Below are 11,910 nucleotides of genomic sequence, written 5' to 3' on the forward strand. Positions count from 1 at the left end.
TCAGGCGGCGCAGCTCAGGCGCGTCTGCATCGATCGCATCGCATCGATCTCGGAGGATTGCCCGGTGATGATCGACTGCGCGACGGTGAGCACCCTCGGCTCCTGACCCAGCTCGACCACGGCCTGGGCCATCGGGATCGCTCCCTGGTGGTGGCGGATCATGAGCTCGAGGAAGAGGCAGTCCGCCTCGGAGCCGGTGGCCGCTTCGAGCTCGGCGAGCTGCGCGTCGGTGGCCATGCCCATCTCGTCGCGGAGCTCCTGCTCGGTGGCGGTGGCGGGATCGTGCTGGTGGGCCGAGGAGTCGGACATCCACGACATCAGCGGACCGCCGGTCTGGGACAGACCCCATTCGACGAGCCAGCCGTACATCTCGCCGCGCTGCCCGGCCTGCGCGGTCGCGATGTCGTGCGAGAGGATGCGCAGTTCGTCGTCGGAGGTCTTGCGGTAGATCTCCATCGCCATGCGGACGGCCTGCTCGTGGTGCACCTGCATATCGCGGGCGAAACCCGCCTCTGCCGAGACCGTGGAGGGGCGCACGGGCGCCGCCGACGCGCCGAATGCGGTGAACCGGCCGAGGGCGAACGCCACGGCCACGATCGCCAGGATCGCCACCGCGACGAGGATCCACCGCGTCGCGGGGCGGGGGGTCCTCGCCTCGTCGGTCACGTCAGAGCTTGCCGGGGCCGTTGATCGCGCCCGAGCAGACGGCGTTGGGCTCGGGGGCGTTCTGGCTGCGCCAGTACTCCGTGAAGAACTGCTCGATGCGCGGGTCGTCGGCCGCGTCGATCTTGAGCTGGTGGTTCCAGGCGCTCAAGACGATGGGGGAGTCGAGACCCTCGTAGGGCGAGAGGAGCATGTAGGTCGCCGGAAGCTTCGACTTCAGCGTCGTGAGCTCTTCATCGCTCACCGCGTTGGCGTCGTAGGTCACCCACACGGCGCCGTGCTCCATCGCGTGGACGGCGTTCTCGTTCGCCTGCGGCTCGGTGTAGACGCCGCAGTTGAGCCAGACGGCGTTGTGTGGGCCGCCGGCGGGCGGGGTCTGCTCGTAGGTGACGGCACCCTCGACGTGGTTGTTGGGGAGGTCGAAGGTCTCGACGCCCTCGATCTCGGCGCCCGAAGCGTTCGCGCCGGGGTACGTGGGCGCCGCTTGCGGCGCGAAGATGAACGACGCGGCGACGAGCGCGATGATCGCGAGCCCGGCGGTACCGCCGACGACCCACCACAGCAGCTTGCTGCGGCGGCGCTTGGCGAGCTGACGCTGGTACTCGGCCAGCTTCTCCTGGCGCTTCTGCTCGCGCTGCTGCTTGACCGTCTGGTTGATCTGCGACTGCGTGGCGGGGTTGCCGCTGGTGCGGCGATTCTCGGAAGACATGTGCGTGGTGTGGGCGCTTCTGCTCGGGGGCGAGGACCGTCGGCGGAACTCCGACGGTTTCACCCTATGCGGGAGGATGCGTTCGAGACTGAGAATGCTCTCGAACGGTCATGAATGACACGGTGCGCAGACCGGATCGGTTCGATATCATCGATATCAGACGACCGAATCGATTCGATCCTGTGAGATCGAACGCCGTCGTCGCACCGATCTCCCTCCTGTGCCCGGCGCGTCCGGGTGTTCGCCGACGTCCCGAAACGAAGACTTCTTGCTCGACACCGCCTCCACTCCCGTCGTCCCCGACCGTGCACCGACGGCGCTGCCCGCCACGACCGGTGCGATTCGCACGCTCGGGTCGAATCCGGCGACCGCGCCGATCATGCTGCACCCGGGCGACGCGATCCCGGCGCGACGGCGCATCGTGTTCATCGTGCTGCTCGGGGCGCTGACGGCCCTCGGCCCGTTCACGATCGACATGTACCTCCCCGCCTTCCCGATCCTGCGGGAGGACTTCCAGACGACGGAGGCGGCCATCCAGCTGACGCTGGCCGGCACCATGATCGGCTTCGCCCTCGGCCAGTTGATCGTCGGTCCGCTCAGCGACAAGGTGGGGCGCCGCATCCCGCTGCTCATCGTGACCGGTCTGCACGTCGTCGCGAGCGTGCTCGCCGCTTTCGCGCCCAGCCTCGAGCTGCTCGGAGCCGCGCGTGTGCTCATGGGGATGGGCGCCGCCGCGGGTGGCGTCGTCGCCATGGCGATCGTCCGCGACCTCTTCGGCGGCAAGCGGCTCGTGGTCGTGCTGTCGCGCCTGGCGCTCATCACGGGCGTCGCGCCCGTGATCGCGCCGCTGGTCGGCTCGGCTCTGCTCGAGATCATGCCGTGGCGCGGTCTGTTCATCGTGCTCGCCGCGTACGGCGCGCTCATGCTCGTATGCGCCCTGTTCCTCATCTTCGAGACGCTTCCGCCCGCCCGCCGTCAGGACCGCGGCGCGACCACGGTGATGCAGCGCTACCGCAGCGTCTTCAGCGACCGTGTCTTCGTCGGGGTCCTGGTGATCGGAGGCATGAGCTTCAGCGGACTGTTCTCCTACCTGTCGGCGTCGTCGTTCCTCTTCCAGGGCACGTACGGGTTCAACGCGCAGATGTACGGCGTGCTCTTCGCGGTCAACTCCGTCGGCCTCGTCATCGGCAACCAGATCGCCGCCCGCCTCGCCGCGCGCTTCGGACCGCAGTGGGTGCTCGCTTTCTCGACGGCGGTGCTCATCCTGGCCTCGGGGGCGATCATCGTCGCCGACCAGCTGGGTCTGGGGCTGTGGGGCACGGTCATCCCGCTGTTCGTCTTCATGAGCGCGTGCGGGTTCACGTTCCCCTGCGTGCAGGTGCTCGCCCTCGACCGTCACGGCAAGGCCGCCGGCACCGCCGCATCCGTGCTCGGAGCCGTCAACTTCGGCGTCGCCGGCCTCGTCTCGCCGCTCGTCGGTTGGCTCTCGGGTTCGGCGGGGATCACGGCGACGTCGATGGCGATCGTGATGTTCGGCTGTGCCCTCATCGGCGCCGCGTCGCTGTGGTTCATCGTGCGACCCAGGAGCGTCGCTCAGCTGACCCCCTGAGCCGTCAGCTGAGCGGCTGGTCGTCGGCGTCGGCCCGCACGCAGCACCGGGGGCGGCGGCCACGGCACTACGCTGACCGCATGAGCGACCCCACGGCGGAGGCGGAACTGGCGCGACTGCGCGCGGAGGCGGAGCTCGCGGAGGCGCGGCTGCAGGCCGCCCAGGCGCGCGCCGCGCTCGCCGCGGCAGAGGCGGCGCATGCGGGCTCGGCACCGACCCCGGATGCAGCGGCAACACCCGATGCGACGGCACCGGATGCGGCGGCCGCCCGTGGCTCGGCCCCTGATCCCGCTGCATCCGGCCCGCTGAGCAGCGACGAGGTCGCCGCGCTCACCGAGGCGTACGCGTTCGCCGGTGCTGCGCTCGACCTCGGAGCGCTCGTCAACGGCGAGGCCGTCGCGTCGGCGCAGGTGCGCATCCCGCTGGCCATGACGAACCGTCACGGTCTCGTCGCGGGGGCGACAGGTACCGGCAAGACCCGCACGCTGCAGCTGCTCGCCGAGCAGCTCTCGGCGCACGGGGTCGCGGTGTTCGCCGCCGACATCAAAGGCGACCTGTCGGGCGTGGCCACGCCGGGTCAGCCGAACGAGAAGCTCCTCGCCCGCGCCGCCGGTATCGGGCAGGACTGGGCCGCCGGGGCCTCGCCGACGGAGTACTTCGCCCTCGGCGGCTCGGCGGCCGGGTCGGGGGCGAGCCGGGGCGTGCCCATCCGCGCGACCGTTTCGGGCTTCGGCCCGCTGCTGCTGGCGAAGGTGCTCGGACTCAACGCGACGCAGGAGTCGAGCCTCGGTCTGGTCTTCCACTACGCCGACCGCGAGGGGCTCGCGCTGGTCGACCTGTCGGACCTCCGCGCCGTGCTGACCTTTCTCACGAGCGATGAGGGAAAGGCCGAGCTCAAGGAGCTGGGCGGATTGTCGTCGGCGACGGCGGGCGTGATCCTGCGAGAACTCATCACCTTCGCCGACGCCGGGGCCGACGTCTTCTTCGGTGAGCCCGAGTTCGACGTCTCGGATCTCCTGCGCACCGCGCCCGACGGACGCGGCGTGATCAGCCTGCTCGAGGTGCCCGGGGTGGCCGACCAGCCGACGCTGTTCTCGACGTTCCTCATGTACCTCCTCGCCGAACTGTTCGAGGTGCTGCCCGAGGTCGGCGACCTCGACAAGCCCAAGCTCGTGTTCTTCTTCGACGAGGCGCACCTGCTCTTCCGCGACGCCTCGAAGGACTTCATCGCCGCGATCACGCAGACCGTGCGGCTCATCCGGTCCAAAGGCGTCGGGGTGTTCTTCGTCACCCAGACGCCGAAGGACGTGCCGGGCGACGTGCTCGCCCAGCTGGGCTCACGCGTGCAGCACGCGCTCCGCGCCTTCACGCCCGACGATGCCCGAGCGCTGCGGGCATCCGTTCGCACCTATCCGACGTCGGGGTACGACCTCGAACGGGTGCTGCAGGAGCTCGGCACCGGTGAGGCGATCGTCACGGTGATGGGCGAGAAGGGCGCTCCGACGCCCGTCGCGTGGACGCGGCTGCGCGCCCCGCGCGGACTCATGTCGCCGACACCGGCTGCCGCGATCGAGGCGGCGGTCGCCGCATCCGCGCTTCTGCCGGCCTACGGCACCTCGATCGATCGCGAGTCGGCCCGCGAGATCCTCACCGCGCGCATGAACGCCGCGCACGAGGCGTTCGCCGCCGCGGAGGCGGCGAAGGAGAAGGCGAAGCTCGACGCGGAGTACGCGAGGCAGCAGGCGGCGATCGACAAGGCCCGCGCGGCGGCCGACAAGAAGGCCCAGCAGGAGTACGAGCGGTTGCTGCGGCGGACGGCGGGGTCGACCCGCACCACCTCGCGCCGCGCACCCAAGACCCCGATCGAGCAGATCCTCGGTTCGACATCGGCGGACACCCTGCTCACGGGCGTCATCCGCGGACTGTTCGGCACCGGCCGACGGTAACGCGGCGTCCCGTCGACCGGTGCCGGGTCATCAGTGCCGCTGCACGTCGAGCGGCATCGTCGAGGTGTCGAGCAACGGGTTGTCGTCTTGGTGCGCGACAAGATCGCGGGCCTCGGCGGTGGTCTCGACCGTCGGCACCGATCCGAGGAGCGGCCGGCGAGCGGTCTCCCGCATCGACAGGAGGGCGACGAGCCCGAGCGCGGCGAAGAACATGATGTAGAACGCCGGCATCAGGGTGTTGCCCGTCAGCTCGATGAGACCCTGGCTGAACAGCGGCGTCGTGCCGCCGAACAGCGAGACCGACACGTTGTAGGCCACGGCCATGGCCCCGAACCGTGAGGCGGTCGGGAACAGCGCGGGCAGCGCCGAGGCCGAGATCGCGACGTAGAACGCCACCGGGATCGCCGCCAGGGCGAGGGCGATCATCACGGCCCACAGCTCGCCGATCTGCATGATGAGGAACGCGGGCACCATCAGCACGAGCGCCGACCCCGCGGCCAGAACGTAGACGGGTTTGCGTCCGATCCGGTCGCTGAGGCGTCCGATGAAGGGGAGCGCCACCGACATGACGATCAGCACGGGCACGGTGGCGACCGCCGCGAACAGGTTCGAGACGCCGACCTCGCGTTCGAGGTACGTGGGCATGTAGCTCGTCAGCGCGTAGCCGGCGGAGTTCGTAGCCGCCACCAGCGCGATCGCGATCAGCAACGACTTCCCGTGGTGGCGCACGATTCCGACGAGACCCTGGCGGGCGAAGGGCCCGTCCTCGGCGATCGTGGGGTCGGCCCCCTTCTCCTGCGCCAGCTCGAACGAGGGAGTCTCGGGGATGCGCAGGCGGAACCAGATCGCGACCGCGCCGAGCGGGATGGCGAGCAGGAACGGGATGCGCCATCCGTATTCGACCATGCCGTCCGGCCCGCTGACCGAGGAGACGATCGCGGTCGTGATCGCCACGACGCTCGCACCGGCGGCGAAGCCGATGTAGGAGCCGACGTCGAGCCACGACGACCAGAAGCCCCGGGAGCGATCGGGCGAGAACTCCGACACGTAGGTCGTCGCCCCGGCATACTCGCCACCGGTCGAGAAGCCTTGGATCATCTTCAGCAGGTACAGCGGCACGATGGCCCAGAGCCCGATCTGGGTCGAGGTCGGCAGCATCCCGATCAGAGCGGTGGCGAGGGCCATCATCGCCATCGTGAGGAAGAGCACCTTCTGGCGGCCGATCCGGTCGCCGAGGGGGCCGAGCACGAAGCCGCCGAACGGGCGGACGAGGAACGAGATGGCGAATCCGAGGAGGGTCACCAGCAGGCCCCAGGGCTCGGGCAGGTCGGAGGTGAAGACGACCGCCAGGGTGACCGCGAGGTACCCGTAGATGCCGAAGTCGAACCATTCCATGAAGTTGCCGACGACGGTGCCGCCTATGGCGGTGCGCACTTTCTTGCGGTCGACGACGATGACGTCGTCGACCTCCAGGCGGGGGGTGGACGATGTGGGCGGTGTTGACTCGCTCATCGGTCCAGCCTTTCGCGATCACCCCGTCGATTCCAGTCGAGGCCGCGACGTGCGATGTCGGAAGGGATGCGGTATGGGCGCATGAGTGCGGTCAAGCCCTCCGGGGGAGAGGATGCTGCGGCGTAACGTCCAGGTATGAGCGAGCTGACCGCGCCCACCGGGCGCGAACCCGAACTGCGAGCCGAACCCCGGACGGACGGGACGCCGCCGCGCGCGCTCGTGATCGGCGCCACCGGATACCTCGGCGGACGACTCGTCCCCCGCCTGCTCGAAGCGGGCTACACCGTGCGCGTGCTCGCCCGGCATGCGCCGCGAGTGGCCGCCTTCGAGTGGGGCTCGCGGGTCGAGGTCGTCGAGGGCGATGCGGGCGATGCCGACGCGGTGGAGCGGGCGGTCGCCGACGTCGACGTGCTCTACTACCTCGTGCATTCGATGGCGGCCGGGAAGGACTTCGAAGACACCGACCGCGTCGCCGCGCAGACCGTCGCCGACGCGGCGGCCGCAGCATCCGTCGCGCGCATCGTGTACCTCGGCGGACTCCACCCCGACGATGCACCGCTGTCGGCGCACCTGCGCTCGCGTGTCGAGGTGGGGGAGATCCTCCTCGCCAGCGGCGTGCCGACGCTCGTGCTGCAGGCCGGTGTCGTCATCGGCTCGGGGTCGGCGTCATTCGAGATGGTGCGGCACCTCACCGACGTGCTGCCCTACATGCCGGCGCCCAAATGGGTGCGCAACCACATTCAACCGATCGCGGTGCGCGACGTGCTGCACTACCTCCTGGGCGCCGCGCGCGTCGACGCGACCGTGAACCGCGCCGTCGACATCGGCGGGCCCGACGTCTTGCGCTACGGGCAGATGATGAACGGCTACGCGGTGGAGGCGGGGCTGCACCAGCGCGCGATCGCTGCGCTTCCCGTGCTCACGCCGCGGCTGGCTTCGCACTGGGTGAACCTCGTGACGCCGATCCCGCGGGCGACCGCCCGGCCCCTCGTGGAGTCGCTGCAGAACGAATGCGTGATGAAGGACCACGACGTCGACGCGCTGATACCCCGCCCCGCCGGAGGACTGACGCCGTACCGCCGAGCGGTCGCTCTCGCGCTCGGGCGTGTGCAGGACGACACGATCGAGACCAGCTGGCAGGACGCCGAGGTCTCGGGCGTGCCGAGCGACCCGCTGCCCAGCGATCCCGAGTGGGCGGGGCGGATGGTCTTCGTCGACGCTCGCTCGGTGACGACGACGGCGTCGCCCGAGCAGGTGTGGGCGGTGATCGCGGGGATCGGCGGGGCGAACGGCTGGTACTCCTCGAGGCTGCTGTGGTCGATCCGCGGCCTGATGGATCGGGTGGTCGGCGGCGTCGGTCTCGCACGCGGACGCCGCAGCCGCGCGGTGCTCACGGCCGGCGACGCGCTGGACTTCTGGCGCGTCGAGGCGATCGAGCCGGGGCATCTGCTGCGCCTGCGCGCCGAGATGAAGGTGCCGGGTCTGGCCTGGCTCGAGATGCGCGTGAGCCCCGACGGTGACGGCGCCCGCTATGAGCAGCGCGCGGTGTTCTTCCCCAAGGGCCTGGCCGGACGCCTGTACTGGCTCGGAGTGCTGCCCTTCCACGGGCTGATCTTCCCCGGCATGGCCGCCCGGATCACTGCGGCCGCCGTCGCGGCCGGCCAGCGGTCCGAGCGCGTCGCGGTTTAGGGTGAGCAGCATGCAACGCACTGCCGCCGTGATCACGGTGTCCGACAGGTCGGCGACGGGCGAACGCCCCGATGCGAGTGGTCCGGTCGCCGTAGACGCGCTCCGTGAGGCAGGCTTCGCGTGCGAGGAGGCGGCCGTGGTCGCCGACGGCGTCGACAGCGTCGAGGCGGGACTGCGGGCCGCCATCGCGGCGGGAGCGCGACTGATCGTCACCACCGGCGGCACCGGCGTCGGGCCGCGCGACCTCACGCCCGAGGGCACGCGGCGGGTCGTGACGCGGGAGCTCCCCGGAATCGCCGAGGAACTGCGTCGTCGCAGTACGGCCGAGAAGCCCGCGGGGATGCTCTCGCGCGGCGTCGCCGGTGTCGTCGACGGATCGGGGGCGCTCGTGGTGAACCTTCCGGGCTCGCCCCGCGCCGTGGCGTCCGGCATGCCCGTCATCGCGTCGATCGCCGGACACGTGATCGACCAGCTCGGCGGATCGGACCACTCGTGAGCGCCGTGCGCCTGGCCGCGCTCTCCGACCGACCGCTCGATCTCGACGCGCACCTCGCGGCCGTCGACGATGCGACCGCCGGGGCGGTGACGACCTTCATCGGTCGCGTGCGCGATCACGATCCCGATGCCTCGACCGAGGTCGTCGCACTGGAGTACTCCGCGCACCCCGACGCCGAGGCGACGCTGCACGGCATCGCCGAACGTGCCGCGGCCGGCACCGACGCGATCGTCGCGGTCAGCCACCGCACCGGGCGGCTCGGCGTGGGCGACGCGGCCGTCGTCATCGCGGTGGCCTCGGGGCACCGCGCCGAGGCGTTCGAGGTGTGCCGCGCGGTGATCGAGGCCATCAAGCTCGAGCTGCCGGTCTGGAAACGCCAGGTGGAGGCCGACGGCACCACGGCGTGGAAGGGCCTCGGAGGCTAGCTCACCCGCCGGGCTCGGCTCGGCCGCTCGAGACGCGGGGGATCACGCGAGGTGCGGGCTGTGGCGCGGGGATTGCCCGCGTGTGGGCCGATTGCCCGCGTGCGGGGACGCGGGCGGGGGCGGCTCAGCCGCCGGCGAACGGCGGCAGCACGTCGACGATCGTCGCGTCGACGAGCGTCGCGTCGGTGTCGGTGCGCACGCCGTCCACGAGCACCGCGCAGCGCGGCAGGATCTCGCCGAGGTCGGGGTGCTCTCCGACGATCGCCGCGCGGAGGGCGGCGAGGGATGCTTCGAAGCGGTGCTCCTCGTCGACGCCCGCGCGCTCTGCGGCCGCGGCGAAATACCTCACACGGACGCTCATTCGGGGCGCGTCCAATCTCCTGAGCGGCCGCCGGCCTTCGCCGTGATGCGCACGTTCTCGATCACCGTGGCGCGGTCCATGCCCTTGATCATGTCGACGATCGCGAGGGCCGCGACCGAGACCGCGGTCAGCGCCTCCATCTCGATGCCGGTGCGGTCGGCGGTGCCGACGGTGGCTTCGATCTCGACGCCGCCGTCTGTCACGACGAGGTCGACGGATGCTGCGTGCACCCCGATCACGTGGGCGAGGGGCAGGAGGGCGGGAGTGGACTTGGCGGCCTGGATGCCGGCGATGCGGGCCACGGCGAGGACATCGCCCTTGGGGGCGGTGCCGTCGCGGAGCGCGGCGATCACCTCGGGAGAGCAGCGGACGAAGCCCCGCGCGGTGGCCGACCGGACGGTCGGCTGCTTCGCGGTGACGTCGACCATGCGGGCGTGGCCGGCAGCGTCGAGGTGGGTGAAGCTCATCCCACCAGTATGACGTCGAGCGGATCGCCCTCGGCGACCTCCGTGACCTCCGCGGGCACGATCGCGAAGGCTCGGGCCTGCGCGAGGCCTCCGGCCAGATGCGACCCCGAGCCCCCCGCGGTGGCCGGGCGCACGGTGCCCGCGGCGAGGTCGACGACGGCGGGGAGATACTGTCGCCGCGCCGGGGGCGTGCGCCAGCTCTCGGCCGCCCGCAGCCGCACCGCGGGGCGGGCGATGTCGGCGCGTCCCTGCAGGTGCAGAAGCGCGGGACGAACGAAGACCTCGAACGACACCGCGACGCTGACGGGGTTGCCGGGGAGGCCGAAGACGAGGGTGCCGCTCGGGAGCGTGCCGAAGGCCTGCGGCTTGCCCGGCTGCATCGCGACCGCGGCGAATTCGATCCCGCCCCGGCCCGCCCCGTCCGCCGAGAACGCGCCGCGCACGGGCTCGTACGCCCCCGCGCTCACCCCGCCGGTGAACACGATGACGTCGGCGCCCGCGGCCTCCGCCTCCCGGGTGACGCGTGTCACCTCGGCCGGGTCGTCGCCCACCCGGTGGAGCCCGACGAGCTCGGTGTCGGCTCCGACGAGCAGGGCGGCCAGCAGCGGACCGTTCGAGTCGGGGATGCTGCCGCGTCGTCCGTCGGCGCCGGGGGCGGTCAGTTCGCTGCCCGTCGACACGACGACCACGCGGGGCGCGCGAGAGACCCGCACCTCGCCGACGCCGGCGGCGACGGCGGCCGCGATCTGGAAGGCTCCCAGCCGCACGCCCGGCGCCATGACCTCGTCGCCCGTGCGCAGGTCGCCGCCACGGCGTCGCACGAAGAGCCCGGTTTCGCGAGGAGCGCGCTCGATCACCACGTCGTCGAGCCCCGCGGAGAGGCCCCCCGCGGTGTCTTCGAACGGCACGATGACGTCGGCGTCGCCCGGAACCGGGGAGCCCGTCATGATCCGCGCCGCCTCGCCGGGCCCGAGGGCGGGATCGAGGGAGGTGCCGGCGGGGAGGTCGGCGACCACCCGCAGCGTCACCGGTGCGTCGGGCGCCGCATCCGCGACGTCGTCGAAGCGCACGGCGAACCCGTCCATCGCGGAGTTGTCGAACAGGGGGATGTCGCCCGCGGCGATCACGGGGTCGGCGAGCGTGCGTCCGAGCGCCGCGGTGACGGGGAGCACGTCGACCGGAAGGGGGCGGACGGCGGCGAGGATGCGCCCGAGCTGCTCCTCGACGCTGCGCAGCCCCGGGCCTGCGCCGCTCACGCGGGCACCGCCGAGGTGCGCGCGAGGAGGGGCACTTCGCTCTGGCGGGCTCGGAGCGCGTCGATTACGACGACGCGACCGAGAAGGGGGTCGCCGGCCCCGGTGATCAGCTTCACGGCCTCGGTGGCGAGGATGCCGCCGATCTGCAGGCAGAGCGATCCGAGCACCCCGACCTGCTCGCACGTGGGCGGCTCGCCCGTGCTGTCGGTCGGGTAGAGGTCGTGGAGCGAGATCGGCGCGACTCCGGCCGGTGGCCGCGACCAGAACACGGTCGCTTGGCCGGCGAACTCCTGCACCGCGCCCCAGACGACGGGGATGCCGAGGGCGTCCGCTCCGGCGGCGACCGCCTCGCGCGTGCCGAAAGTGTCGCTCCCGTCGACGACGAGGTGCGCGCCCTCGAGCAGTCGCACAGCGTTGTCGGCGTCGAGCCGTTCGGCGCGGGGGATCACCCGGGTCGTCGGGGAGAGGTCGGCCGCGGCGCGGACGGCGGAGTCGACCTTCGGGCGGTCGAGGTCGCCCAGCCGGTGCAGCACCTGCCGCTGCAGGTTCGAGCCGTCCACCACGTCGTCGTCGATCACCACGATCTCACCGACACCGGCGGCGGCCAGGGCGAGGATCACGGGCGATCCGAGCCCCCCGGCGCCGATCACCGCGACACGGGCGGCGGCGAGACGGCGCTGGCCCTCGTTGCCGATGCCGGCGAGCACCGCGTGACGGGCGGTGCGGATGAGCTCGGTGGGGGCGAGGGCGTCGATCGGCTCGACCAGCGGTTGCATG

12 protein-coding genes are annotated in these 11,910 nt (G+C 71.6%); 5 read left to right on the forward strand and 7 right to left on the reverse strand.

Annotated features, from left to right (window positions below; all coding sequences use genetic code 11):
- Both DEA06_RS09865 and DEA06_RS09870 read right to left on the reverse strand, forming a co-directional pair.
- Positions 1-666 carry a DUF305 domain-containing protein gene (locus tag DEA06_RS09865; protein ID WP_116647820.1) on the reverse strand — a complete coding sequence of 222 codons (666 nt, stop codon included), beginning with the start codon at positions 664-666 and terminating at the stop codon, positions 1-3.
- Between the two features lies 1 nt (position 667).
- Complete coding sequence (locus DEA06_RS09870; RefSeq protein ID WP_116647821.1) at positions 668-1,372, reverse strand: DUF3105 domain-containing protein; 705 nt, start codon at positions 1,370-1,372, stop codon at positions 668-670.
- A 268-nt stretch (positions 1,373-1,640) separates the two neighbouring features.
- Here DEA06_RS09870 and DEA06_RS09875 point away from each other — a divergent pair, with 268 nt between their 5' ends.
- Both DEA06_RS09875 and DEA06_RS09880 read left to right on the forward strand, forming a co-directional pair.
- On the forward strand, positions 1,641-2,981 hold the full coding sequence (locus DEA06_RS09875; RefSeq protein WP_240606894.1) for a multidrug effflux MFS transporter: 1,341 nt from the start codon (positions 1,641-1,643) through the stop codon (positions 2,979-2,981).
- Positions 2,982-3,061: 80 nt separating this feature from the next.
- Positions 3,062-4,927, forward strand: coding sequence for a helicase HerA-like domain-containing protein (locus DEA06_RS09880; protein WP_116647822.1), 1,866 nt, complete (start codon positions 3,062-3,064; stop codon positions 4,925-4,927).
- A gap of 30 nt (positions 4,928-4,957) precedes the next feature.
- On the opposite strand, the gene DEA06_RS09885 is transcribed toward DEA06_RS09880, so the two are convergent.
- Positions 4,958-6,439 carry an MFS transporter gene (locus DEA06_RS09885; RefSeq protein ID WP_116647823.1) on the reverse strand — a complete coding sequence of 494 codons (1,482 nt, stop codon included), beginning with the start codon at positions 6,437-6,439 and terminating at the stop codon, positions 4,958-4,960.
- Positions 6,440-6,574: 135 nt separating this feature from the next.
- On the opposite strand from DEA06_RS09885, the gene DEA06_RS09890 reads away from it, so the two are divergent.
- From DEA06_RS09890 to DEA06_RS09900, 3 genes are read left to right on the forward strand one after another with little or no spacing between them, the layout of a single operon-like run.
- Positions 6,575-8,128 (forward strand): SDR family oxidoreductase, encoded by a 1,554-nt coding sequence (locus DEA06_RS09890; RefSeq protein ID WP_116647824.1) that lies wholly within the window; start codon positions 6,575-6,577, stop codon positions 8,126-8,128.
- Positions 8,129-8,138: 10 nt separating this feature from the next.
- A complete protein-coding gene (locus DEA06_RS09895; protein WP_116647946.1) occupies positions 8,139-8,624 on the forward strand; it encodes a MogA/MoaB family molybdenum cofactor biosynthesis protein in 486 nt (161 codons plus the stop codon).
- Positions 8,621-9,049: a molybdenum cofactor biosynthesis protein MoaE gene (locus DEA06_RS09900; RefSeq protein WP_116647825.1), complete on the forward strand. Its 429-nt coding sequence runs from the start codon at positions 8,621-8,623 to the stop codon at positions 9,047-9,049. Before DEA06_RS09895 ends, DEA06_RS09900 begins: the two co-directional genes overlap by 4 nt.
- A gap of 124 nt (positions 9,050-9,173) precedes the next feature.
- Here DEA06_RS09900 and DEA06_RS09905 read toward each other — a convergent pair whose 3' ends face one another.
- From DEA06_RS09905 to DEA06_RS09920, 4 genes are read right to left on the reverse strand one after another with little or no spacing between them, the layout of a single operon-like run.
- Positions 9,174-9,410: a MoaD/ThiS family protein gene (locus DEA06_RS09905; RefSeq protein ID WP_116647826.1), complete on the reverse strand. Its 237-nt coding sequence runs from the start codon at positions 9,408-9,410 to the stop codon at positions 9,174-9,176.
- The gene (moaC, locus tag DEA06_RS09910; RefSeq protein WP_116647827.1) at positions 9,407-9,877 is read right to left on the reverse strand and encodes a cyclic pyranopterin monophosphate synthase MoaC; all 471 of its coding nucleotides are present in this window, start codon (positions 9,875-9,877) and stop codon (positions 9,407-9,409) included. The genes DEA06_RS09905 and moaC overlap by 4 nt, the downstream gene beginning before the upstream one ends.
- The gene (glp, locus tag DEA06_RS09915; protein WP_205781253.1) at positions 9,874-11,133 is read right to left on the reverse strand and encodes a gephyrin-like molybdotransferase Glp; all 1,260 of its coding nucleotides are present in this window, start codon (positions 11,131-11,133) and stop codon (positions 9,874-9,876) included. The genes moaC and glp overlap by 4 nt, the downstream gene beginning before the upstream one ends.
- Positions 11,130-11,909, reverse strand: a complete 780-nt coding sequence (locus DEA06_RS09920) for a ThiF family adenylyltransferase (RefSeq protein WP_116647828.1) — start codon at positions 11,907-11,909, stop codon at positions 11,130-11,132. Before DEA06_RS09920 ends, glp begins: the two co-directional genes overlap by 4 nt.
- Between the last annotated feature and the right edge of the window lies 1 nt (position 11,910).

The sequence above is a fragment of the Microbacterium sp. Gd 4-13 genome, from assembly GCF_003095395.1.
Classification (GTDB): Bacteria; Actinomycetota; Actinomycetes; order Actinomycetales; family Microbacteriaceae; genus Microbacterium.

Excerpts from the sequence above, each read along its gene's own strand:
- DEA06_RS09870 (WP_116647821.1), bottom strand. The coding sequence starts at position 1,372 with ATGTCTTCCGAGAATCGCCGCACCAGCGGCAACCCCGCCACGCAGTCG.
- DEA06_RS09880 (WP_116647822.1), top strand. The coding sequence starts at position 3,062 with ATGAGCGACCCCACGGCGGAGGCGGAACTGGCGCGACTGCGCGCGGAG.
- DEA06_RS09885 (WP_116647823.1), bottom strand. The coding sequence starts at position 6,439 with ATGAGCGAGTCAACACCGCCCACATCGTCCACCCCCCGCCTGGAGGTC.
- DEA06_RS09890 (WP_116647824.1), top strand. The coding sequence starts at position 6,575 with ATGAGCGAGCTGACCGCGCCCACCGGGCGCGAACCCGAACTGCGAGCC.
- DEA06_RS09895 (WP_116647946.1), top strand. The coding sequence starts at position 8,139 with ATGCAACGCACTGCCGCCGTGATCACGGTGTCCGACAGGTCGGCGACG.
- DEA06_RS09905 (WP_116647826.1), bottom strand. The coding sequence starts at position 9,410 with ATGAGCGTCCGTGTGAGGTATTTCGCCGCGGCCGCAGAGCGCGCGGGC.
- moaC (WP_116647827.1), bottom strand. The coding sequence starts at position 9,877 with ATGAGCTTCACCCACCTCGACGCTGCCGGCCACGCCCGCATGGTCGAC.
- DEA06_RS09920 (WP_116647828.1), bottom strand. The coding sequence starts at position 11,909 with ATGCAACCGCTGGTCGAGCCGATCGACGCCCTCGCCCCCACCGAGCTC.